Below are 23,703 nucleotides of genomic sequence, written 5' to 3' on the forward strand. Positions count from 1 at the left end.
CACACCCGTTCCCATACCGAACACGGAAGTTAAGCTCTTTAGCGCCGATGGTAGTTGGGGGCTTCCCCCTGTGAGAGTAGGACGTCGCTAGGCAATAAAACAGTCAGCTGTGTGCTGGCTGTTTTTTTATATTTTTTTTACAAAACAGGTCAATAAAAATACTTGTTTTATTTTAAAAATATAAAAATAGTATTGTACTTATATATATTATATGTTATATTTATATATGTCTTAAAGAGGTCCCGTGGTGTAGCGGTTAACATGCCTGCCTGTCACGCAGGAGATCGCCGGTTCGATCCCGGTCGGGACCGCCATTTTTATGAAAATACAGTTCTTATGATTTTTTATTAATCATAAGGGCTTTTTTATTTGTTTTTTAAGGATAATGTTTGTCGAATCGCTGATTGAGCTTCAGAAATCGCAAGTAAAGCCTAAGGAATAGCGGGATACACTAAAAGAATTGCACTAAATCCTTTTCCGTTGCATATGTATAGACAGTATAGGTTTCGCACGGGAGGACGGAGGTGTGTCAATAGGGATACGTTTCGGCATACTTTGGTTAATCTTTATACTTAAAGTAGCTTGCGGAGTTCCAATTATTGATATAGAGGAATCGAATTCGTATCATTGGCAAAAAAATATGAATGAAAATGAATTTGAGCAATTACAACTAGGTATGAGTTATATGGATGTAGTTGAAATAGCTGGTGGTAGCCCAAGCGAGACGATTAAAAGTGATTATTACCGATGGAATGATGAAATACTTTTGACGCAAGCCTATATCGTTCAATTTAAAGATAATCAATTAGTAAATAAAGAGGTTATTGCGCTGAAGGGATATTCAACAAGAGAGTAGACACGTCTTCGAAAGAGGACGTGTTTATTTTTTTGAAAATCACTCGATGCTTTGAACATTTGCATGTGTTTCGGTAAACTAGAAGTAATGAGCTAGGAGAGGACATAGAGATGAAATTTGAAAAAATAATGAATTCACTAGAAGATACAGAGCACTTTGCCATGAAGCTAGCAAATTTACTTATGGCACAGGATACAATTACTTTAGAGGGCGACTTAGGTGCTGGGAAGACCACATTTACAAAAGCTTTAGCAAAAGGTCTAGGTGTAACTAGAACGGTTAATAGCCCTACGTTTACTATTGTGAAACAGTATGAGGGGCGTTTGCCCTTTAATCATTTAGATGTATATCGTTTGGCGGAAAGTGATGAGGATCTTGGGTGGGACGAGCTATTTTATGGTGATGCGGTATCCGTTATTGAGTGGGCACATTTAATTGAACCAGATTTACCTAAAGAGCGTTTAGCAATTGAAATTTACCGTGTTAGTGAATACGAACGACGATTTGTGTTAATGCCTTATGGCAAGCGATATGAAGCAATATGTGAGGAGCTAATGAGATGATTTGGTTAGGAATTGAAACAGCGAATGCGCCACTTTCTGTTGCAGTTGTTAAGGATGGAAAAGTGTTGGCAGAGGTTGTACAAAATATAAAGTTAACGCATTCTGCAGGTGCAATGCCAGCAATTGAAACGATACTAGCTAATGTTGGTGTAAAGCCAAATGAGTTAGATGCAATAGCTGTATCAGAAGGGCCAGGGTCATATACAGGAGTACGAATTGGTGTAACGCTTGCTAAAACATTAGCATGGACATTACAGAAGCCATTAGTCGGTGTTTCAAGCTTAAAAGTATTAGCAGCAAATGCAGCGCTTTTTGATGGACTAATATGTCCTATATTTGATGCACGTCGTGGCAATGTATACACAGCTGTCTATAAAGGGTCGAAGTTGGATGTAGTTATAGAGGATTATCATGATCATATTGAAGGACTGTTGGCCCATTTGAAGGCTTTAGATGCACCTATTTTATTTGTAGGAGTAGATGTCGATCTATTTTGGGATAAAATTGTTGAAGTCCTTGGACATAATGCGTATCGTGCACCTCTTCATGAAGATTTGCCACGTGCGAGTGCAGCGATTAGTTTAGCAAGCACAGCGAAATTACCGAGTCTAGAGGAAGTCCATCATTTTACTCCGCAATATAAACGTATTGCTGAGGCTGAAGCAAACTGGTTAAAAGAGCAAAAGGAGAAGGCACATGAGTAGTAATGTAATGTATCGTAAAATGGTATCAGAGGATGTACCAGCGGTTTATGCGATTGAACTTGCTACATTCCCGACGCCATGGACATTGGATTCTTTTTACTATGAGATGCATGAAAATCAATATGCACACTATGTTTTAGCAGTAGATGAAAACAATAGCATAATAGGTTTTTGTGGAATGTGGATGGTCATAGATGCGGCTCAAATTACAAATGTGGCTGTTACCGAGGCAGCTCGTGGTCGTGGAATTGGAGAAGGCTTAATGCGGGAAGCGATGCGTATTGCACGGGAGCATGGAATGGACGTTATGAGTCTAGAGGTACGTGAAACGAATACGGTGGCACAAAATCTTTACCGCAAGCTTGCCTTCCAAGATGGTGGCATACGTAAAGGTTACTATACAGATAACGGGGAGGATGCCCTAGTCATGTGGGTGAATTTATAATGGAAAATCGAATTATTTTAGCAATTGAGTCCAGCTGTGATGAAACGGCAGCGGCTGTTATTCGTAATGGTTCTGAAATTGTTTCAAATGTAGTTGCTTCACAAATTGAGAGTCATAAGCGTTTTGGTGGCGTAGTACCCGAGATTGCATCACGTCATCATGTAGAGCAAATTACGGTTGTTATTGAAGAGGCGTTAAAACAAGCAAATATGCAGCCATCTGATTTAGATGCAGTAGCTGTTACAGAAGGCCCTGGTCTGGTAGGGGCACTGTTAATTGGCATTAACGCAGCAAAAGCGTTTGCCTTCGCAAACAATGTACCGATTTTGGGCGTACATCATATTGCGGGTCATATTTATGCCAATGCACTTGTCCAACCAATGGAGTTTCCACTAATAGCCCTTGTTGTATCAGGGGGACATACGGAGCTTGTTTATATGAAAGAGCATGGCTCATTTGAAGTGATAGGAGAAACGCGGGATGATGCGGCAGGAGAAGCTTATGACAAAGTTGCACGCGTGTTAGGCTTACCGTATCCAGGAGGTCCTCGTATAGATCAGTTAGCACATGAAGGTCAAGAAGCCGTAGCTTTTCCACGTGTATGGCTTGAGGAAGAATCCTATGATTTTAGCTTTAGCGGTTTAAAATCAGCAGTAATTAACTATAAGCACAATATGGATCAACGTGGTGAAGAGATTTCTCCAACAGCTGTTGCAAAAGGCTTTCAGGAAAGTGTAGTTGAAGTACTAACTGCAAAAACATTGCGTGCAGCGCGTGAATATAAAGTTAAGCAAGTAATCGCAGCAGGTGGTGTAGCTGCTAATAAAGGTTTGCGTACATCCCTTGAGGCGGTATTTTCTAATGAGGGCATTCCCTTTTTTGTACCACCATTGAAATTATGTACAGACAATGCAGCAATGATAGGGGCTGCTGCAACCCCGATGTTTGAAGCAGGTGTTCGTGGAAATATGATGATGAATGGTCGACCTGGTATGGAATTGAAATCGTGGGTTGAGTAAGCACTTGAATGAGATGGCTCAGAGTTTTAGCTGAGTCGTCTCTTTTTTTATTTTTATAAAAATATTATGGTATATAAAATCACGAATAATGCTAGAAAATATATACCTATATTAGAAAAATAAATAATTGACAAATTTTTCAGAAAATTATCCACAGGAAGTGTGAAAAAAGTGCATAAAAAAACTGCGAACATTCGTACTTATGCACAAATTGTGGATAACTTGTGTATAAGTTGTGATTATTCTATATATAGTAGCCCATTTTACACAGAACGATGTGGATTAAATAATTTGAAATTGTGGACAGTGTGGAAAAGTCTGTTGATATGTTGGTATTACTAGTTTTATAGTGTGTATAAAGTTGTGGGCATTTTTTGTCGAAAAATAGCACTTGACCAATATATATGAAAAATAAAGGCGAGTAAAGAAAAAAGCCATATGACATAGCATATGGCTTTTTGAGATTTTATAAAATAATATTTTCTAGTTCCTCATTTAGTTCGAGCCATTCCATTTCAATGACTTCATGCTGCTCTTTAATAGTAGCTAATTCACCTTGTAGTTGTGAAATTTTCTCATGGTCAGTGAAAATTTCAGGATCACAGAGAGCTTCTTCTAAACGAGCGATTTCTGTAGCTGCCTTTTGCATGTTGATCTCTAATTCTTCTATTGAACGTCTAATTTGCCGCTCACGTTTTTTTGCCTCTCTATCTATTTTGGAAGTAGAGGTCTTTTCAGGAGCTGTTGCTTGTATTTGTGGTTGAGAAGCAGCCTTCATTTGAGCAATTTCAAAAAGTTCCTGTTTTTTCTCAAGATAGTAATCGTAATCACCTAAGTATTCAAAAGAACCTTCACCAGATAGCTCAACAACTTTCGTTGCAATTCGATTAATAAAATATCGGTCATGTGATACGAAGAGGAGCGTTCCAGGATAATCAATTAAGGCATTTTCCAACACTTCTTTACTATCTAAATCTAAGTGGTTGGTAGGCTCATCGAGAATTAAGAAATTCGCCTTTTGCATCATTAATTTTGCCAATGCTAATCGAGCCTTCTCACCACCAGATAAAGAATTGACGGCTTTATCTACATCTTCTCCACTGAATAAAAAGCGACCAAGTACAGTGCGAATGTCTTTTTCGTTCATTAATGGCCATTCATCCCATAATTCTTTTAAAACGCTTTTATTGCTAGAGAGCTTTGCCTGTTCTTGGTCGTAGTAGCTAATTTGCACATTGGTACCATAACGAATGTCCCCTGCAAGTGGGGATAAATCTTTGACAATCGTTTTTAATAATGTCGATTTACCAACACCATTTGGTCCAACTAGTGCAATGCGATCTTCACGAAAAGCTCGTAGTGTGATGCCACTAGATATTTGCTTGTCACCGTAGCCAACAGCTAAAGAGTCAATAGAGAGCACATCATTGCCACTTTGTCGCTCTATCGTAAAGCCAAAGCTAGCAGATTTTTCGTTACCGTCAGGAGAGTCCATCCATTCCGTACGTTCGAGCATTTTGCGTCGGCTTTGTGCCATTTTGGTCGTAGAGGCACGGGCTATATTTTTTTGAATAAAATCCTCAAGCTTTGCTTTCTCATCTTGCTGGCGTTCAAACATTTTTACATCGCGCTCATAGTTTTTCGCCTTTTCATCTAAATAAGCACTGTAGTTTCCAGTGTATTTCGTAACGCGATGACGAGAAACTTCATAGACGATGGAGACAACTTGGTCTAAGAAGTAACGGTCATGTGAAACGATTAAAATAGCGCCTTCATAGCCTTTTAAATAAGTCTCTAACCAAGATAGCGTTTCAATATCTAAATGGTTTGTAGGCTCATCGAGAATTAATAAATCTGGCTTACTTAATAGAAGCTTTGCAAGAGCTAAACGAGTTCGTTGACCTCCTGACAATGAGCTAATTGCTTTTTCATAATCCTCTGGGTAAAATTGCATACCATGAAGAACAGAACGCGTATCAGATTCGTATTGATAGCCTCCTGCATCTTTAAAATCATGCTGTAATTGGTCATATTCGGACATAACCTTTGCATACATTTCTGGATTTTCGTAAACCGCTGGATCAGCCATTTGTTGCTCAAGGGAGCGCAATGTCTTTTCCTGTCCAAGAAGCGGTTCGAAAATTGTCATCATTTCGTCCCAAATTGATAAAGTTGAGTTTAGACCCGCATGTTGTTCTAAATAGCCAACTTGAACGCCTTTTGGAATAATAATATCGCCAGAATCATATGACAATTGACCAGCGATGATTTTTAGTAAAGTGGATTTACCAGCCCCGTTACGTCCGACTAATGCTACACGATCACGGTGTTGAACTTCTAGTTTGACACCACTTAAAATTTCATCTGCAATAAAGGATTTATATAGTTGATTGACTTGTAATACAATCATTCTTGACACCTCAATTCTTTCTTAGTGTAAAGGATGACGGAATTGCTTGCAATGTCAGTGCTTTACTTATTCTAAGCTGTCATGTAAGATTGAAACGATTTCTCTTTAGTTAGTGGCGTAAAACACGCCGTTAACTAAAGGGAAATCCTCCACTTTTATAAGTGGGTGATGAATATGATATGCATTGAACTCAGTGTGGGTTGAAACCCGTCTGAATCAAGTTAGCGGCCCAGCGGATGTCATAGATTTTATGAGAAGAATTTCAAGCATGCTCAAAAAATTCTAGATGCATGTACGCTGAAAAGTAATTGATTCATATAAGCATGTTTCAAAATGAGTATTCAAATACGCTTAGGTGAATTTGATGTGTTTATAAGGAGGAAAAAGTTTGAAACAAGAAGTAAAAATTCCACAAGCCACAACTAAAAGACTTCCTCTTTACTATCGATTTATCCAAAACTTTGCGCAAGAAGGAATGGAACGTATTTCATCGAAGGAATTGAGCGAGGCGATGAAAATCGATTCTGCAACGATTCGTCGTGATTTTTCTTATTTCGGTGCGCTTGGCAAAAAGGGATATGGCTATGATGTTCAGCATCTATTGAAGTTTTTTAGCCAAACACTTGATCAGCATGAGACAACAAAAGTAGCGTTAATCGGTGTGGGGAACTTAGGGAATGCATTTTTAAAGTATAATTTCCAAAAAAATCATAACACTCATATTGTGGTTGCATTTGACTCAAAGGCACCAAAAGAAGGGAAAATGATAAGCAATATTCCCGTTTATCATCCTGATTTATTAGAAGAAAAGTATGCTGAATATGGAGCAGACCTTGCTATTTTAACAGTATCTTCGCGCTCTGCTCAGAAGATGGCTGATCGATTAGCAGCAATGAATGCAAAAGGCATTTTAAACTTTACGCCAGAGCGTATTACCGTACCAGATACTATGAAATTATTAACGATAGATTTGTCGGTAGAATTACAAGCGCTTATTTATTTAATACGAAATAGCGATAAATAAAGGTATTCACAAATTTGTAAACTGTTACAATTGATGGTGTTTAAACTATTGAAATAAATTCGCCAAACGAAAATATTTAAGTTAAAATGATATATATATAAGAGGAGGTGGCTGCAATGGTTGTGCACTTAAGTGCTTTTACACCAGTTAGCCTAGTTATTATCGGTGTGGTTGCAATTCTAATATTCGGACCAAAGAAATTACCTGAGCTAGGTAAAGCAATGGGTTCTACACTTCGTGAATTTAAAAATGCAACAAAAGGTCTAGCTGATGACGATGACGATACAAAAAAGAAAATAATTGAACATAAAGAAAATGATAACGTTAAGTAAGTTAAGGATGTCTAGTTAATATGAATCCAAGAGAATTAACAGTCGTAGAGCATTTAGAAGAACTAAGAAAACGGCTCTTTATTTGCGCTGTTTTCTTTGTTATTGCACTTATAGTTGGCTTTTATCTAGCCGAACCATTAATTAAACATATTCAATATAGTAAAGAAGCAGAGCAACTAACTTTAAACGCGTTTAAAGTGACTGATCCCCTTGTCGTATATTTGCAAGTGACAGTCATTATAGCGTTTGTTATAAGTTCACCGTTGCTTCTTCATCAAATTTGGTTATTTATTACACCAGGTTTACATGAGACAGAACGTAAGGCTACTTTAAAATATATTCCATATTCGTTCTTTCTATTTTTAGCAGGAGCTTCATTTTCTTATTATGTTTTATTCCCATATGTCATGCACTTTATGATGGGCTTATCTGCGGATTTAGAAATCAAACAAACAATTGGGATTAACGCATATTTTTCATTTTTGTTTCGCCTAGTCATGCCGTTCGGAATCATTTTTCAATTACCTGTTGTGACATTATTTTTAGCACGTTTAGGTATATTAAATCCTGAATTGATGGTGAAATTCAGAAAGTATGCATATTTTGTGTTAATCGTTATTGCAGTATTTCTTGCACCACCAGACTTTATTTCAAACGTTATCGTAGCAATTCCGCTATTTGTAATTTATGAAATTAGTATTATCATTGCACGCAGAGGCTATCGTAAGTTTTTAAAAGCCGAGGCATTACTTTTAGAGGAAGAGCGTAAAGAAGCAGAACGCGAGCAAGTTGAGCGTTTGTTAGCTGAACAACGACGACAAATTGAAGAATTAAATGACTAATAAAAAGAGCTAGATGTTTTCCACATCTAGCTCTTTTTTTATTGCATTTTTTGCAGTTCATCTAAAAATTTTTGCAACGGTTCTGCGTTTAATTGTACAAGTGTAACGAAGCCGTTCAGCATGACATGCGCAATAATTGATGTCCAAATCCTTTTTGTTTTATGGTATAAGAAAGCAAAGATTAAACCACAAATCGTATATAACAGAATATGTGAAAAATCAAAATGAATTAGCGCAAAGAAAATGGCACTGACTATGGCTGCCACCCAGAAGTTCGTCGTTTGGACAAGCGAGCCGAAAATAACACGACGGAAGACGAATTCCTCTAAAATTGGGCCAAATACAACTATCGCTAAAATGGCAATTGGAGCACCTTTTGCTATCGCCACAATATCAGCTGTGTTTTGTGAGCCACCCTCGATTCCGAACACAGCCATCTCAATAGCTGCACCAATCATTTGCCCGAAGAATACAAGGAAGAAACCTAACACTCCCCACACGATTGTAAGTGGAATAGTCTCCTTTTTACCTTGATAGATATCCCAAAACGATTTATCGCGAGTAGTTAAAATCAAACTTAAAATCAATGCAATGGCAAAGCTGAGTGCGATATACCAGCCTTGTGTAATAGGGGCCGCTTGTGCATGAGGTAAACCCGTTGTACTCATCACAAATTTATGAAACGGTAAAAGTAACCACTTTCCTGATAATTGCATGACAATGTAAATGATTAAAACATAGAGAGCCGTTTTTTTATGCTGTACGTTTTTTAAAGTATTATTCACAGTCAAAATCCTTTCCATTCATAAGCTACCTTTCTATTGTAGAGGAATATGGAAAGAAAACAAAATTTTTCGTAGTTCTGACTTGCAAAAAAACAGTTGATTGATTATCATAATAAATGTATTAGCACTCGTTGATATAGAGTGCTAATAAACTTTTAAGAAATATTTAATTAATAGGAGGTTGTTTCACTTGTTAAGACCACTAGGAGATCGTATTGTCATCGAACTAATCGAGGTAGAAGAAAAATCTGCATTTGGAATTGTACTACCAGACTCTGCAAAAGAAAAACCACAAGAGGGTAAAGTAGTAGCAGTTGGGACAGGTCGTATATTAGAAAACGGACAACGTGTAGAGCTTGACGTTAAAGTTGACGACCACATTATTTTCTCTAAATACTCAGGTACAGAAGTTAAATATGAAGGCAATGAATACTTAATCTTACGTGAAAGTGATATTCTTGCAATTATTGAATAATAGTTATTATATTAATTAGGCTTAACGAATATTCCATTTCAGGAGGGTAAATTCAAATGGCAAAAGATATTAAATTCTCAGAAGAAGCTCGTGCATTAATGCTTCAAGGTGTAGATAAATTAGCAAATGCAGTAAAAGTGACATTAGGTCCTAAAGGTCGTAACGTCGTATTAGAAAAAAAATTCGGTTCACCATTAATTACAAATGATGGTGTAACAATTGCAAAAGAAATTGAACTTGAAAATCCATATGAAAACATGGGTGCAAAATTAGTAGCAGAGGTTGCTTCTAAAACTAATGAAATCGCTGGTGATGGTACAACTACTGCAACAGTTCTTGCACAAGCGATTATCCGTGAAGGTCTTAAAAACGTAACAGCTGGTGCAAACCCTGTAGGAATCCGTAAAGGGATCGACAAAGCGGTAGCAGCAGCTCTTACAGAATTACATGCTATTTCTCGTCCAGTAAGCAATAAAGAGGAAATCGCACAAGTTGCGGCAATCTCAGCAGCTGACGACGAAGTAGGCCAACTAATTGCAGAAGCAATGGAACGTGTTGGTAATGATGGTGTTATTACAATTGAGGAATCTAAAGGTTTCACAACTGAATTAGATGTAGTAGAAGGTATGCAATTCGATCGCGGTTATGCGTCTCACTACATGGTAACAGATACAGATAAAATGGAAGCGGTTCTTGATAACCCATACATTTTAATTACAGATAAAAAAATTACGAATATCCAAGAAGTTTTACCGCTATTAGAACAAGTGGTACAACAAGGTCGTCCACTATTAATGATCGCTGAAGATGTTGAGGGTGAAGCTCTTGCAACACTTGTAGTTAATAAACTACGTGGTACATTCAATGCTGTAGCAGTAAAAGCACCAGGCTTCGGTGACCGTCGTAAAGCGATGCTTGAAGATATTGCAATCTTAACAGGTGGTCAAGTAATTACAGAAGAATTAGGCTTAGATCTTAAAACTGCTGATATTACATCATTAGGCCGTGCTGCGAAAGTTGTTGTAACAAAAGACTATACAACAATCGTAGAAGGAGTTGGCGGTACAGAAGCAATCGAGCGTCGTGTCGGCCAAATTCGTGCACAGCTTGCTGATACAACTTCAGAATTCGATAAAGAAAAATTACAAGAACGCCTAGCGAAATTAGCAGGTGGTGTAGCAGTTATTAAAGTTGGTGCTGCAACAGAAACAGAATTAAAAGAACGCAAACTTCGCATTGAAGATGCATTGAACTCAACACGTGCAGCAGTAGAAGAGGGTATCGTATCAGGTGGTGGTACTGCACTTCTAAATGTATACGCAGCAGTTGAAAAAGCAGCTGATGCAGTTGAAGGCGATGTAGCAACAGGTGTGAAAATTGTTCTTCGTGCATTAGAAGAGCCAGTTCGCCAAATCGCAAACAATGCAGGTCTTGAAGGTTCAATTATTGTAGATCGCCTAAAACGCGAAGAAATCGGTGTTGGTTTCAACGCAGCAACAGGCGAGTGGGTAAACATGATGGAAGCGGGCGTAGTAGACCCAGCAAAAGTAACACGCTCAGCACTACAAAATGCAGCATCTGTAGCAGCTCTATTATTAACTACTGAAGCTGTTGTAGCAGATATTCCAGAACTAGCAGCACCAGGTATGCCTGATATGGGCGGCATGGGTGGAATGGGCGGCATGATGTAATAAGCCGCTTAAACCTTTGATCTTTTATATAAGATGAAACGGAATAAAAGCATTTTAACGGAGGCTTCTCATAAGTTCATTGAACTTGTGAGAGGCTTCTTTTTTCATTTCTTTCGTTACATGGAGATAGTCGTTTTTGGTAATTTGATCATCTGAATAGCCAAGTCTATCCATGATTTGTTCGGGTGTGGCACCTGCTCCTCCTAATAGTGAAGTGTGTGTATGTCTAAATAAGTGTGCGGTGTTAGTCAGGGTTTAACATGGCGATTGTAAGCAGTCTAGCCACTCATGTAGTTTACAAATAGATGTGAAATGATGCTGAAATATTTTATAGATTTTGAAATTATGTATTTGAATTAAAGCTACAGTAAAATGCAATAAGAAAAAAATGGACATTTGATAAATTTACGTGGTAAGTTTATTTAAAATTATTAGCTCAAAGAATATAACAAAATAGATGAAGTTGAGGGAGAGTAATAGAATTGAAGAAGTTTCAAATAACAGTAGATGGCAATACTTTTCACGGATGTGAATTTGGTGATAACAGCCTTCCTTCACTTGTTTGTCTTCACGGAATGACTGGTGATTTAAAAAGTTTATCTGGGCTTATTGAATACTTAATAAATGATTTTCATCTTATTCTGATAGATAACCCGGGACATGGAGAAACGGATTCACTAAAACGGGAGGAGGATTATATGTTTTCCCCCTTAGCAAAGAGTATGTATCAGGTAATACAACAGATTACGAATAAACCTTTTTACATGTTGGGACATTCTTGGGGGGCAGACCTTTGCCTACACATCGCAAAAATATCTTCTGCTAAGGTAAGGGGCGTTATTTTATTAGATGGAGGATATGCGTTTCCTGAACATGTTGATGGACTGACAGAGGAAAAAGCCTTGATAGATTGGAAAGAATATGTTGAGTCCAGTATATATAGTTCTTGGGACGAAGTGGTCAAAGAATACCAAAGTTACACAACAAAGCAATGGGATACAAATCTTAATTCATTAATAGCATCTAGCTTTAAAAATGTTAATGATAATTATATATTTAAGGCGGACGTTTTCAGTATTTTAGCAATTATTAAGGCATTCTATAAAGAGCCTTGTTCAACCACTTTTGAAAGTATTCAGTGTCCTGTTTTATTACTTCATGCAACAATTGTACCGACAGATTCAGCCCGAAAAAAGGGAATACAGGAAATTAAAAAAGGTATTAAAGAATTAAAGGTAATAGGTATAGAAAACACTAAACACCACCTTCATTGGGACTTTCCTGAAAAAGTTGCTAATGAAATTCTGTTGTGGAAACAAGAAAGTAATCACGTAGTTTATTAACAACATGTTCTTCTTCAACAAATTGCGATTGTAGATGAAGATAGTTAAAGTAGCCTTGTTAAATTGTTTTTAACAAGGCTACTTTTTTGTCTCATTATTTATCTATCTTAAACTGCTATTGACAAAAGATTGAAAGGAGACTATCATTTTTAAATAGTAATGATAATCATTATCATCATTCTGTGAAAACGATAATGATAGTAAATATAAAGGAGAATCTTAAATTGAAAAGATTTATTATACCATTCATCTTCATGTGTGTGCTTTTTCTTAGTGCCTGTGGCAATAGTACAAAGAATCAGGCAGCAGGGGATGCAAATAAAGAGGAAGAAAGTGAAACAATTACATATCAATCTGAAAATGGACCAATTGAAGTACCCGCTCATCCGAAAAGAGTAGTAGTTTTGACTGGTAATGCAGGTGACTTAATCTCATTTGGCGTCAATATTGTAGGGGTGGACGAGTGGTCTAAGGCAAGTCCGTTATTTAAAGAGCAATTAGAAGATGTTACAACTGTGTCAGATGAGGATCTAGAGACAATTATTGAATTAGAACCAGATTTAATTATTGGAGGCAGCGATAATAATAACCTAGATAGGTTGAAAAAAATTGCCCCAACAGTTACCTATACGTATAATAAAGTCGATTATTTAACACAGCATTTAGAAATTGGTAAATTGGTAAACAAAGAAAAAGAAGCTCAAGATTGGATTGATGACTTCAAAAACCGTGCAACTACTGTAGGAAATAAAATTAAAGCAAAAGTTGGCGAAAATTCAACGGTGACTGTAATGGAAAGTTACGATAAAGATATAGGTATTCTTGGCAATAGCTGGGGAAGAGGCACAGAAGTTCTTTATCAGGCAATGGGTCTGAAAATGCCTGAAAAAGTAAAAGAAATGACAAGTAAAGAAGGATACTACATGATTTCATCTGAAGTATTACCTGATTATGTTGGAGACTACTTGGTTGTGAGTAAATATAATGACCAAGATAATTCCTATCAAAAGACAGAACTATATAACGAAATGCCAGCAGTGAAGAACGACCATGTAATTGAAGTGGATGGAAATGCCTTTATGTTTAACGATTCTTTAACTTTAGATTACCAGCTGGAATATTTTGAAGAACAATTTTTAAAATAAGCTGTTTTTTAAGAGATATTTACTTTAAATAATATTGAAAACACAGAATGTTATAATTGAACTGAGCCCTGTTTAATGGACAGTTAAGAAAGAGACACTATAATTCTAGGCTACAATGAGATGACTTCGGTACAGTACCGGAGTCATTTTTTTAGATACTCTTAGGCAATGATAACAATTTATTTAGCATTAAATGCATCCCTTATTTTCCCTATAATTTTGCTAACGCAATCCACCATACGGGCCCATGATGTTTTTCGTAGCAAGGGTTAGCTTTTAAAAGTGGGCACTTTCGCATTAGAGAGCCTAGAAATACATGTTTCAAAACTTCCTTTTATAAGGTAGTGTTAATCACTAATAAATGACAAAGCACCACTTCTCATGGTTTTTAATAATTATGAAGAGTGGTTTTTCTTTGCAATTAAAAACCCCTTTTAATAATATTCCCCTCCATTACCTTACGCACCTTAATAACCGAATGACAGATGTGTTTTTTAAAGAAAATCAATTATGTATTTAATTTGGAGTTTTATATAATCATAAGGGCAAATTCGGCTATTCGGCATAATGAATATATATTGGACAACAATAAGAAAATCTTAAGAATTGATGCATGGGTTTGTTAAGATTTAATTAGTATTATATTCTAATACGAATCCTATAGGGGAATTTTTAAAAGCCTAAAGAGATGGAGGAGTGAATGTAGTTGAACATTTTGATTTGTGATGATGATAAAGAAATTGTAAGAGCTATTAGTGTTTATTTAGAAAACGAAGGCTATCAAGTATTCAAAGCTTACAATGGTATAGAGGCAATCGAACTTATTCGAGATCAAGTTATTCATCTAATTATTATGGATATAATGATGCCAAAAATGGATGGCATTACGGCAACAATGAAGATTCGGCAAGATAATATGATTCCGTTAATTATGCTTTCTGCTAAGTCGGAGGATTATGACAAAATACTTGGATTAAATATTGGCGCAGATGATTATATGGCTAAGCCGTTTAATCCATTAGAACTTGTCGCTAGGGTGAAATCGCAGCTAAGAAGGTATACGGCTTTTGGCAGTCTTGAGGTGAGTAGTAATATATTTCAAACGGGTGGTCTTATGATTGACGATGAAAAGAAAGTCATTACCGTTGATAACCAAGCAGTTCATTTAACTCCAGTGCAGTATAAAATTTTAAAGCTTCTTACAGCAAATACGGGGAGAGTATTCACAATCGAAGAGATTTATGAAAAGGTATGGAATGAAAGTGCCATTAATCCAGAAAATACGGTGGCGGTACATATTCGGAAAATTCGAGAGAAAATTGAAATTAATCCGAAAGAGCCGAAGTATTTAAAAGTTGTATGGGGAGTTGGGTATAAAGTTGAAAAATATTAGTCATGCACTTATTACGAAAGTGGTTGTGTTTCTAATTGCCATCGCTTGTTTAACTGGTACTGCGAAGGTAATTATCAACATGGAATTAAATGAAGTTTATCTTAGTAGTATCAATCAAGACAATTATTTTGAAAGTATAGCATTCGCCGATGAAAGTTATAGCCTTATTAGCTCTTTAGCACAATTAATCGGAACATATAAAAGTGAAGAGTATATTTTAAGTGGTAAGGCACTTACAAAAGAAGAAATGAGAGAAATGGAAGAAGAATTATATAATGATTTCCAATATTCATCTAAATATAATGGGAATTTGAGTGAGGTGGAAAATAGAAAGATATATCAAGAAGCATATGCAGATGATATACAAAGTAAAAAAGAAGAACGCATACGAGAACAAGTACGAGTATTCTATCGTTTACTCAGCGCATTAGATGCATATGACGGAATCGTATATTACGCGAGTGATGGTGAACATGTATTCTCTAATAGTGAACTAAATAAGAAAGAGCAATTTGCATCATTTGGTGCATATATGCAATTTGCGAATTATCAACAAAAGCTTTATCCAAATGAAATGAAAAAAAATAAATACTTAGATTACATTACACAAGATGTTGAAATGTTGAATCCGCAAACAGATGCTATTTATGTGGCATATAAAGAATCTTACTTAGAGCAAAAAATGCAAGAATGGGAAAAGAATAAAGAGGTTGCTAAAAGTTATCTTAATGAATTCATTTTATTTCTGGTAGGGTTTATTGTATCTTTTGCTTATTTAGTAATAGTTATTGGAAGAACTTCATTTAAAGATAAAGAAATGCATTTTTCTGTTATTGATAAACTATATAATGATGTCAATATTGTCATAGTCGCTGGTTTAACAGGGTTGTGGGTGGCAATGATTGTTGAGGTGTTACGTGAAATGAACATTCTTCTCACGGTACCTATTTTTATTATTGCCTTACTAATGATTTTATCGCTTATCAAGCATATTAAAAATAGATCACTACTTCAGCACACTGTTATATATCAAATCTTCAAAAAGATTTTTATTGGGATAAAACATGTTTTTGATAATGGCAGTACGGCTGTGAAAATCGTGCTTCTTGTTATTGGTTATCCTTTAGTAGCTGCGGCGACGTTTTTCATGTTTCCTATTACGCTAGGCTTAGCTGCTTGGTTTGCGTTGAAAAAGGTGAAGTCGTTTAAACGCATTAAAGAGGGCGTCGAGCAAATTAAAAATGGGGACCTTCATCATCGAATTGATATTGAAGGAAAAGGCGAGTTTAGCCAACTTGCAGCGAATATTAATAGTATTACAGATGGCTTAAAAAAATCGGTGGATAGTGAGATTAAAAGCGAGCGTTTAAAAACAGAGCTTATTACGAATGTTTCGCATGATATCCGAACGCCTTTAACATCAATTATTACGTATGTCGATTTATTAAAAATAGAAAAAGACCCTGAACTCATTGCTGAATATATAGACGTATTAGATCAAAAATCGAAGAGACTCAAGCACTTAACCGATGATTTATTTGAAGCGGCTAAAGCGTCAAGTGGCAGTATACCTGTGCAGTTAGAACGGATTGATATCGTAGCATTACTAAAGCAAGGGATAGGGGAAATGGGTGAGAAAATTGAAGCGGCATCATTAAACTTTAAGTTAGCCCACCCTACAGAAAAAGTGTATGTGAAAGCTGATGGTAAACTCCTATGGCGCTCCATCGAAAACTTATTCTCGAATATTTTTAAATATGCACTGCCTGCATCGAGGGTATATATTGATGTAGAAGATATAGGAAATGAACTACTCGTAACATTTAAAAATATTTCAGCATATGAATTAAATATTTCCGTAGATGAGCTAATGGAACGTTTTACAAGAGGCGATGAATCAAGATCAAGTCAAGGTAGCGGATTAGGCTTATCGATTGCTGAAAGCCTTATTCACATCCAACACGGTAAATTTTTAGTGCAAGTAGATGGCGATTTATTTAAGGCAATGATTTATTTGCCGAAATTTGAATGATGCAGCAAAGGAATAGGATGCGTAAGTGTATCCTATTCTTTTTTCTGTAATGAATTTTTGTTATTCAACAACGACTGCAATAATTTTTTCTTGTTTTTGAAAACTTTGACTTCTGCTAATAAGTTCGTTATAATTCGTTGTGTATAAAAAATGCTTTAAGGAGGATGTTAGAAAATGACACTACAATTCCCAACTTTGAACCAGTAATTGAATACTGTCAAAGGCTCTGTTTGTGTATGCAGAGTAAATGGAATTAGTCAGTCCTTTTTTAATTATCTTCATTTCATATTGTGAAATTGTTATTCACCAAATTTCATTAATTGTTCCCACTTAGTTGTGAGGGCTAGTTATATGTAATGAAAGAAAGGCGACTTGTTTTTCCTTTCTTTATTTTTGTCTACTTTAACCTTTTATTTGGTTTACCAAAGGTAGGTTTCTTGTTCTTACTGACAACTTAATGAAATATGGATGGTTTTTTCCCTTTACTTTTATGATCACAGGCAGGTGCTTGTGATCTTTTCGTTTTTTAAGCGGGATACAATGATAAAGGTTCTTGTTTTAACTGAGCTTAATTTGCACATGCTCCCGTTTTCCGTTGGGTAGAACAATTGCTATTACTGGGATGGTTGATGAGGTAATGATTTGGGTAAGATTGGTTTTGGATATCATTTTGTTGTTTATTCAATCCTAGGTTAGTTTGATATTAACTAAGAAGGGAGCAATTCTTAATCCAATGTTCTGCTCGATAACGGAATTTTTAAAAAAAGAAAAGTTCACCAAAAAATACATGCTAGTAAGGAGTAATTAAATGGAACAAAATCAATCTATAAAATATGAATTCCTATCACAAGATCCTAACGTTAAAACATTACCGATTATGCTGTCGTTAATTATCGGTGCTTTTTTTGCAGTTTTAAACGAAACATTGTTAAACATTGCATTAACGACATTAATGCATGAGTTCCACATTACTTTGCCAACTGTTCAGTGGATGGCAACAGGGTTTATGCTTGTAATGGGGATAGTTATTCCAATTTCCGCCTTGATGTTACAGTGGTTTACAACGAGGCAATTGTTCATTGGTGTTATGGTCACTTTCACAATTGGAACAATCATTTGTGCAATTGCGCCTAGCTTTCCCGTTTTATTAGTAGGTCGATTAATCCAAGCAATTGGAACAGGGCTATTGATGCCGATTATTTTTAATGTCTTTTTATTATTATATCCACCAGAAAATCGCGGGAAAATAATGGGGATAGTAGGTTTGATTTTTACGTTTGCACCTGCAATCGGACCGACTTTATCAGGTGTTATTGTTGAATATTTAGGCTGGCGCTATTTATTTATTATTGTTATTCCTTTCGCCTTATTTTCAATTGTTTTTGCTTCTAAATATTTAACAAATATTTCGGAGGTCACAAAACCGAAAATTGATGTTCTGTCTATAATCTTTTCAACGATTGGCTTCGGGTCAATTATTTACGGGTTTAGTGCTGCTGGAGAAAAAGGTTTCCTTAGCCCAAGTGTATTTGTGACGATTATTATCGGAATCATTGGTGTTGTATTATTCTCTTTAAGACAGTTTAAGCTGAAAGAGCCTGTAATGAATTTACGAGTATTTAAATATCCAATGTATACACACGCAGTATTAATGTTTTTAATTATTATTATGGCGATGTTTGCATCGGAAATCATTTTACCAATATTTATGCAAGGTCCATTAGCCTTGACTGCAGCAGCAGCAGGACTCGTTCTACTACCTGGGAGCTTGCTAAATGGACTTATGTCTCCATTCATGGGGCAATTGTTCGATAAATTTGGCCCCCGTGTATTGATGATTCCTGCAACACTTGTATTAAGTGGTACAGTCTTTACGTTAAGTAGGTTAACAGCTGAAACACCTATTTGGATAATCGTATTATGCTATATTTTATTAATGCTTAGTGTTTCTGCGATTATGATGCCTGCGCAGACAAATGGTTTAAACCAACTACCTAAATCTTTATATCCACATGGCACTGCGGTTATGACAACTTTGCAGCCTGTTGCAGGGGCAATTGGTGTTGCTGTTTTTATTAGTATTATGAATGCCAGACAAAATCACTTTTTAACAAATGCGACCAATCCGAGTGATCCGGCTACAATTAGCCAAGCTATGGTTGCTGGTGTAGAACTTGTGTATCTTATTGCTTTTGTAATAACGATATTAGCGATTATTTTGTCATTTACGGTTTACCGTGCGGTTCCAAAAGAAATGATTGAAACACAATCAGACTCTAAATCTTGACCAATTTTCTCAGTTAAAAGTAAACATCTGTCTGTTTGAATGGTTGAAGGGTTAAAATGGAAGCTTCTCATTAGTTGTGCAAACTTTTGAGTAGCTTCTTTTTGTGTGCGGATTATTAGCAGCATTTCATATTAAAGAGGGAAGGTTTAAGTAGTGTTATGGAAAATGCGAAGGGCTGAATTAAGTGCCTTTTTTATGACCCTAGCTGTTTAATCTCCTTCAACCTTTAAAACTTCATATTGGAAACCTTGATATACATAGTTTTGTTTCTGGTACATGTCTCTCGGTGTATCTTCGCCATCAGCTACTAAAATAACGATTTTATGATGAAATTTCTGCATGACATATTGCTGAAGTTGCGTACCTATCCCTTTACGTTGAAAGGCTTCAAGTACAAATAAGTTATCAATTTCAACTGTTGTATTTTCCTCGATAAGCTCCGTAGAACCAACTGGGATACCGTCATAGTAGGCTAGGAGCTGATGTTTGTGAGAGTCATGGAAACGACGTTGTAGTAATGCTTGTTTTTCCGTGGCAAAAGTTTCGCCATATTTCAAATCCTCTTCATACTGTAGTTTTAAAAATACCTCTAAATTGTCTTCTGTCACTGGCTGAACATCAACATGTCGATGCACGCTTGTTGCAAATTGGCTTGGCTCAATTGTATATAATTCTAAAAACCCAATGTCATAGTTTTCTTCAGTTAAATAACTGAGAATATCGGCGGAAATCTTCTCGTTAGATGGAAAAATAAATTTTAAGTGCTTTTGATTATATTTTTGATGAAAGGTACGTAGCATCCTTGCCGTTTCTTTAAATGTAGTTAATGAGGGCATCGTTTTAAATAGAATAAAATTACTATCATAACGACTTAGCATCTCTGGATAATGAACATGCTGACAAACTTCATCTTCATATATGATATGGCCAATTTTTTCGATATGGTCAAAGGTAATGTTGCTCATTGTTAATCTCCTTATTTAATATTTTATAAACTAACCCTAAGTAGGTAAAAATTAAAGCTTCTTTGCTGTTAGTGTGAATGCAATGGGGCTTTTTAGCAAGGAAAATTATAGCAGTCTTAATATTTTTGTTGTTTTTCACTATATTATAAATTATTATAGTAATTGAAAATGAAAATCATTATCAATTAAGATTTTAGATAGAGGTGAAATTTTGGATAAACAGGATGTTAGCAGAATAGGCATGGGCAATATTTATTATGTGATTATCCTACTTTTAATAGGTGCCATATTTATATCTGCCGTTTATTCTGTATCAATTGGGCAAGTCAGCATACCCTTCAAGCAAACAATGAGCATTCTATTGCACGCAATGTCCAATGGCAAATTTGGATCGCTTGAAAATGTGGACAGTGAATCCTTTTTGAATATCATTTTACAGGTGAGAATGCCTCGGGTGATTTTTGCCTTACTAATTGGCATAGGACTTGCTTTATGTGGGACTGTTATGCAAGCAGTCGTACAAAATCCACTTGCTGATCCATACATACTTGGTATATCTTCAGGAGCTTCATTAGGAGCGACATTTGCGATTTTAGTAGGGTTTGGCAGCAGTGCACTGTTATCACAGTTTGGTGTAGCTTTCGGAGCATTTGCGGGAGCAATGATTACATCAATGGCAGTGCTTATATTATCGAGTATTGGTGGGAAGGCAACGTCAATAAAACTTGTATTATCAGGTGTTGTCATAGGAGCTTTATGTAGCTCTTTCTCAAGCCTTATTATCTTTTTTGCAAATAATGCGGAAGGTATTAAGACAGTTACTTTTTGGTCAATGGGAAGTTTAGCCTCTGCAAGCTGGGATAAAACACCGATATTAGCGATTGTTATTGTACTGGGAGCCACACTGTTCCTTTTCCAGTATCGTGTGTTAAATACAATGCTATTAGGCGATGAATCAGCTATAACGTTAGGTATCAATTTAAGCGCATACCGAAAATTATATATGATTCTTACTTCACTTATAACAGGCACAATGGTTGCCTACGCAGGCATGATAGGCTTCGTAGGATTAATTATTCCTCATATTACAAGAGGAATATTTGGTGCAGATCATAAACGATTAATGCTAGGTACATTACTTTTAGGAGGACTATTTATGATTTGGGCAGATGTTTTGTCCAGAACTTTAATTCAAAATGTTGAATTACCTATTGGGATCATTACTTCTGTTATTGGATCACCATTATTTATCTATATGATTGTAAAAAAAGGTTACAACTTCGGAGGGTAGAAAAATGGAATTAGTTGCACAGGAAATGGAAGTTAAGATCGGCAAAAAGGAAATTGTTAAAAATATATCTATACAAGTTAAAAAGCAACAATTTGTGGGCTTAATCGGACCAAACGGATGCGGAAAATCAACTTTATTAAAAAGTATATATAAAAGCCTTGTTCCGCAGAAGGGAATGGTATTTTTAGATAATCTAGATGTTTTAAAAAGCTCAGAGAAAAAGATTTCAAAGCACTTAGGTGTAGTTGGTCAGTTCAATGAAATGCACTTTGATTTAACGGTTCAGCAAATGGTGCTGTTAGGCAGAACACCACATAAAAAAATGCTAGAGTCTGACACACAACAGGATTTTGATATTGTAGAGGAAGCGTTAATGCGAACGAACTTACTAGATTATAAAAATCGTAGTTTTCTATCATTGTCTGGTGGTGAAAAACAACGTGTGATTTTAGCAAGAACAATTGCGCAACAGCCTAAATTTATGATTTTAGATGAACCGACAAATCATTTAGATATTCGCTATCAAATTGAAATTTTATCTTGTGTAAAGGATTTAAACATTGGTGTACTAGCAGCGCTCCATGATTTAGAGATGGCAGCACAGTACTGCGATTATCTTTATGCGGTAAAGGATGGGGAAATTTATGCACATGGTACCCCAGAAGAAGTACTAATACCAGATACAATTGAAGCTTTATATCAAATAAAATGCCAAACATTTATTAATCCTGTGACGAAGGGATTAGGATTTGCATATGGTCTTTAGGAGGATCACAATGAAGAATAAACTATTATTAGGAATTGGTTTAGCAGCTATATTAATGTTAACAGCTTGTGGTAACACTACAAAAAATACAACTGAGGAATCCGAAGCAACAGAGCATTATCCACTGACAATTACAAACTATTCAAAGGCAGAGGGTGGTTCTACTTGGGAAAAGAAAGATCAAGTATTCGATAAGGCACCTGAAAGAATCATGGCCAACACGCGACCAGCTGCAGAATTATTATTGCATTTAGGCTTAGGTGATAAAATTGTTGGTGTTGGTGCAAACTTCGGAGCAGTTGATAAAGCTGTAGAAAATGAGTATTCAAAGTTAAATATTTTAAGTGATGAGTACGTAGGAAAAGAAGTTACATTAGGTACTAATCCAGATTTAGTTTTTGGTCGAGGTGGTTTATTTGATAATGCTGAATGGGGAGTAGGTACGGTTGATTCACTTAATGAATTAGGTGTCAAAACATATGTATTAGAATCATCAGTGACAGGTGGTACGTATGATTCAATTTATAATGATATTGAAAACATCGGTGAAATCTTTAATGTTCAAGACAAAGCAGCGAGCTTTATTAAAGAATTAAAAGATAGACAACAAGACATTTCTTCAAAATTAGAAAGCATTAAAGACGAAAAAACGTTTGCTTATTTGCATACGAACGATCCAAAAGAGCTTTTTGTTTATCCAGCACACGATGAAACGTTTTTTAACGATGCATTCAAAATGGTGAAATTAGATAATATTTTCAAGGATGAGACAGGTGATGTTAGCATTGAAACGTTAATTGCCGCAGATCCAGATGTTTTAATTATTCCAAACTGGGATGGTTCTGATCTTACAAAAGTAAGGGAAGAAATTTATGCGAATCCGAAACTATCTAGTATGAAAGCTATAAAAAATAAGCAGATGTATATTGTAGATTACAATTATATGTTCGGATATGGTTACAACACGATAGATGGAATGGAAGCCCTAGCAAAAGAAATGTACCCAGATTTGTTTAAATAATGGAGATAGTTTTTTGAAAGGGAAACGTTGATTGAGTGCCTGGCACTTAGCTTGCATAGGAGCGGCTCCTAAATCGTAAAAATCCACTACGCTTTCCGTGGGCACGATGTAAGCCACAACCCTCGCCGTTGCGCGGTTTGTTACGTCTTACAACTCGTGCTGTGCCCGCAGGAGTCTAGGTGGATTTTTCCTTAGCGTTTCAAAAAAATGCAAGGAAATTGATTGGGTGCCTGGCACCGCGCATCCGTACCTAGTACAGTATCGACTTTTAAATCGGAAAAATCCACTACGCTTTCCGCGGGCACGATGTAAGC

21 protein-coding genes, 1 tRNA gene, 1 rRNA gene and 1 pseudogene are annotated in these 23,703 nt (G+C 36.1%); 20 read left to right on the forward strand and 4 right to left on the reverse strand.

What is annotated here, in order from left to right:
* From rrf to tsaD, 7 genes are all read left to right on the forward strand, one after another.
* Positions 1 to 93 (forward strand): 5S ribosomal RNA (gene rrf / locus ACIP9G_RS21815); the annotation flags it as partial.
* Positions 94 to 238: 145 nt separating this feature from the next.
* A tRNA-Asp gene (locus tag ACIP9G_RS21820) sits at positions 239 to 314 on the forward strand.
* A 212-nt stretch (positions 315 to 526) separates the two neighbouring features.
* A complete protein-coding gene (locus ACIP9G_RS21825; protein ID WP_401022269.1) occupies positions 527 to 856 on the forward strand; it encodes a hypothetical protein in 330 nt (109 codons plus the stop codon).
* Positions 857 to 966: 110 nt separating this feature from the next.
* A complete protein-coding gene (tsaE, locus tag ACIP9G_RS21830) occupies positions 967 to 1,419 on the forward strand; it encodes a tRNA (adenosine(37)-N6)-threonylcarbamoyltransferase complex ATPase subunit type 1 TsaE (RefSeq protein WP_340822068.1) in 453 nt (150 codons plus the stop codon).
* On the forward strand, positions 1,416 to 2,123 hold the full coding sequence (gene tsaB / locus ACIP9G_RS21835) for a tRNA (adenosine(37)-N6)-threonylcarbamoyltransferase complex dimerization subunit type 1 TsaB (RefSeq protein WP_401022272.1): 708 nt from the start codon (positions 1,416 to 1,418) through the stop codon (positions 2,121 to 2,123). Before tsaE ends, tsaB begins: the two co-directional genes overlap by 4 nt.
* Entirely contained in the window at positions 2,116 to 2,568 is a 453-nt protein-coding gene (gene rimI, locus ACIP9G_RS21840; protein WP_401022275.1) for a ribosomal protein S18-alanine N-acetyltransferase, read from the forward strand. The genes tsaB and rimI overlap by 8 nt, the downstream gene beginning before the upstream one ends.
* Positions 2,568 to 3,587 carry a tRNA (adenosine(37)-N6)-threonylcarbamoyltransferase complex transferase subunit TsaD gene (gene tsaD, locus ACIP9G_RS21845; protein ID WP_340822073.1) on the forward strand — a complete coding sequence of 340 codons (1,020 nt, stop codon included), beginning with the start codon at positions 2,568 to 2,570 and terminating at the stop codon, positions 3,585 to 3,587. The genes rimI and tsaD overlap by 1 nt, the downstream gene beginning before the upstream one ends.
* A gap of 466 nt (positions 3,588 to 4,053) precedes the next feature.
* On the opposite strand, the gene ACIP9G_RS21850 is transcribed toward tsaD, so the two are convergent.
* The gene (locus ACIP9G_RS21850; RefSeq protein WP_401022278.1) at positions 4,054 to 5,997 is read right to left on the reverse strand and encodes an ABC-F family ATP-binding cassette domain-containing protein; all 1,944 of its coding nucleotides are present in this window, start codon (positions 5,995 to 5,997) and stop codon (positions 4,054 to 4,056) included.
* 388 nt (positions 5,998 to 6,385) lie between these two features.
* Between ACIP9G_RS21850 and ACIP9G_RS21855 the strand changes: the two genes are divergently transcribed.
* The 3 genes from ACIP9G_RS21855 to tatC all read left to right on the forward strand — a co-directional run bounded on the left by ACIP9G_RS21855 (position 6,386) and on the right by tatC (position 8,195).
* Positions 6,386 to 7,021 (forward strand): redox-sensing transcriptional repressor Rex, encoded by a 636-nt coding sequence (locus ACIP9G_RS21855; protein WP_228134173.1) that lies wholly within the window; start codon positions 6,386 to 6,388, stop codon positions 7,019 to 7,021.
* Positions 7,022 to 7,137: 116 nt separating this feature from the next.
* Positions 7,138 to 7,353, forward strand: a complete 216-nt coding sequence (locus ACIP9G_RS21860; RefSeq protein ID WP_228134172.1) for a twin-arginine translocase TatA/TatE family subunit — start codon at positions 7,138 to 7,140, stop codon at positions 7,351 to 7,353.
* 20 nt (positions 7,354 to 7,373) lie between these two features.
* Positions 7,374 to 8,195, forward strand: coding sequence for a twin-arginine translocase subunit TatC (tatC, locus tag ACIP9G_RS21865; RefSeq protein ID WP_340822077.1), 822 nt, complete (start codon positions 7,374 to 7,376; stop codon positions 8,193 to 8,195).
* A gap of 38 nt (positions 8,196 to 8,233) precedes the next feature.
* Here tatC and ACIP9G_RS21870 read toward each other — a convergent pair whose 3' ends face one another.
* Positions 8,234 to 8,998: a CPBP family intramembrane glutamic endopeptidase gene (locus ACIP9G_RS21870; RefSeq protein WP_401022281.1), complete on the reverse strand. Its 765-nt coding sequence runs from the start codon at positions 8,996 to 8,998 to the stop codon at positions 8,234 to 8,236.
* Between the two features lie 172 nt (positions 8,999 to 9,170).
* On the opposite strand from ACIP9G_RS21870, the gene groES reads away from it, so the two are divergent.
* Positions 9,171 to 9,455: a co-chaperone GroES gene (gene groES / locus ACIP9G_RS21875; RefSeq protein WP_173478892.1), complete on the forward strand. Its 285-nt coding sequence runs from the start codon at positions 9,171 to 9,173 to the stop codon at positions 9,453 to 9,455.
* Positions 9,456 to 9,511: 56 nt separating this feature from the next.
* Entirely contained in the window at positions 9,512 to 11,146 is a 1,635-nt protein-coding gene (groL, locus tag ACIP9G_RS21880) for a chaperonin GroEL (RefSeq protein WP_340822080.1), read from the forward strand.
* Positions 11,147 to 11,200: 54 nt separating this feature from the next.
* Here groL and ACIP9G_RS22715 read toward each other — a convergent pair.
* Positions 11,201 to 11,426 (reverse strand): annotated as a pseudogene (locus ACIP9G_RS22715) (site-specific integrase); the annotation flags it as partial.
* A gap of 202 nt (positions 11,427 to 11,628) precedes the next feature.
* Between ACIP9G_RS22715 and ACIP9G_RS21885 the strand changes: the two are divergent.
* The 5 genes from ACIP9G_RS21885 to ACIP9G_RS21905 all read left to right on the forward strand — a co-directional run bounded on the left by ACIP9G_RS21885 (position 11,629) and on the right by ACIP9G_RS21905 (position 19,346).
* Positions 11,629 to 12,489 carry an alpha/beta fold hydrolase gene (locus ACIP9G_RS21885; protein ID WP_401022284.1) on the forward strand — a complete coding sequence of 287 codons (861 nt, stop codon included), beginning with the start codon at positions 11,629 to 11,631 and terminating at the stop codon, positions 12,487 to 12,489.
* Positions 12,490 to 12,713: 224 nt separating this feature from the next.
* Positions 12,714 to 13,634, forward strand: coding sequence for an iron-hydroxamate ABC transporter substrate-binding protein (locus tag ACIP9G_RS21890; RefSeq protein WP_401022286.1), 921 nt, complete (start codon positions 12,714 to 12,716; stop codon positions 13,632 to 13,634).
* A 706-nt stretch (positions 13,635 to 14,340) separates the two neighbouring features.
* The gene (locus ACIP9G_RS21895; protein ID WP_401022288.1) at positions 14,341 to 15,027 is read left to right on the forward strand and encodes a response regulator transcription factor; all 687 of its coding nucleotides are present in this window, start codon (positions 14,341 to 14,343) and stop codon (positions 15,025 to 15,027) included.
* Positions 15,014 to 17,059 carry a HAMP domain-containing sensor histidine kinase gene (locus ACIP9G_RS21900; RefSeq protein ID WP_401022290.1) on the forward strand — a complete coding sequence of 682 codons (2,046 nt, stop codon included), beginning with the start codon at positions 15,014 to 15,016 and terminating at the stop codon, positions 17,057 to 17,059. The genes ACIP9G_RS21895 and ACIP9G_RS21900 overlap by 14 nt, the downstream gene beginning before the upstream one ends.
* A gap of 808 nt (positions 17,060 to 17,867) precedes the next feature.
* Positions 17,868 to 19,346, forward strand: a complete 1,479-nt coding sequence (locus ACIP9G_RS21905; RefSeq protein ID WP_340822113.1) for an MDR family MFS transporter — start codon at positions 17,868 to 17,870, stop codon at positions 19,344 to 19,346.
* A 209-nt stretch (positions 19,347 to 19,555) separates the two neighbouring features.
* Here ACIP9G_RS21905 and ACIP9G_RS21910 read toward each other — a convergent pair whose 3' ends face one another.
* Positions 19,556 to 20,311: a GNAT family N-acetyltransferase gene (locus tag ACIP9G_RS21910; RefSeq protein ID WP_401022293.1), complete on the reverse strand. Its 756-nt coding sequence runs from the start codon at positions 20,309 to 20,311 to the stop codon at positions 19,556 to 19,558.
* Between the two features lie 241 nt (positions 20,312 to 20,552).
* On the opposite strand from ACIP9G_RS21910, the gene ACIP9G_RS21915 reads away from it, so the two are divergent.
* The 3 genes from ACIP9G_RS21915 to ACIP9G_RS21925 are packed head-to-tail and all read left to right on the forward strand — an operon-like array spanning position 20,553 to position 23,389.
* Positions 20,553 to 21,602, forward strand: a complete 1,050-nt coding sequence (locus tag ACIP9G_RS21915; RefSeq protein WP_401022375.1) for a FecCD family ABC transporter permease — start codon at positions 20,553 to 20,555, stop codon at positions 21,600 to 21,602.
* Between the two features lie 4 nt (positions 21,603 to 21,606).
* Positions 21,607 to 22,368 carry an ABC transporter ATP-binding protein gene (locus tag ACIP9G_RS21920; RefSeq protein ID WP_401022295.1) on the forward strand — a complete coding sequence of 254 codons (762 nt, stop codon included), beginning with the start codon at positions 21,607 to 21,609 and terminating at the stop codon, positions 22,366 to 22,368.
* A 10-nt stretch (positions 22,369 to 22,378) separates the two neighbouring features.
* Positions 22,379 to 23,389: an ABC transporter substrate-binding protein gene (locus ACIP9G_RS21925; RefSeq protein WP_340822120.1), complete on the forward strand. Its 1,011-nt coding sequence runs from the start codon at positions 22,379 to 22,381 to the stop codon at positions 23,387 to 23,389.
* Positions 23,390 to 23,703: the final 314 nt, after the last annotated feature.

It is taken from the genome of Lysinibacillus sp. NPDC093197, from assembly GCF_044754025.1.
GTDB lineage: Bacteria > Bacillota > Bacilli > Bacillales_A > Planococcaceae > Lysinibacillus.